The organism is Hydrogenovibrio sp. 3SP14C1 (assembly GCF_029625905.1).
Taxonomy (GTDB): Bacteria; Pseudomonadota; Gammaproteobacteria; order Thiomicrospirales; family Thiomicrospiraceae; genus Hydrogenovibrio.
On sequence record NZ_JARTLM010000215.1, the window covers coordinates 1 to 254 of the forward strand.

Sequence of the window (254 nt, forward strand, 5' to 3'; positions counted from 1 at the left end):
CATCCAACACATTGATTAAAGATACCTGAATGAGCACTTCCGATAGCCGTAACCGTTCTTCATCCCCTCGTTATTCTCTGCCCGATCGCGCGGGCGATCTGCGCCAACTGGGGCAACTGACCGGCGCGGCCTGTGCCGTGGAATGCGCCGAGATCGTCGAACGCCACCCTGGCCCGGTGATGCTGATCGCGCCGGATATGCAAAACGCCCTGCGGCTGCGCGACGAGATCCAGCAGTTCACTGACCAGATGGTG

The 254-nt window shown here is 59.8% G+C and carries 1 protein-coding gene; it reads left to right on the forward strand.

Annotation, left to right across the window (positions count from 1 at the left end; genetic code table 11):
• Window positions 1-29 precede the first annotated feature (29 nt).
• Window positions 30-254 (forward strand): hypothetical protein (locus tag P8629_RS12305; protein ID WP_278166391.1); only part of this gene is annotated, 225 nt, incomplete at its 3' end.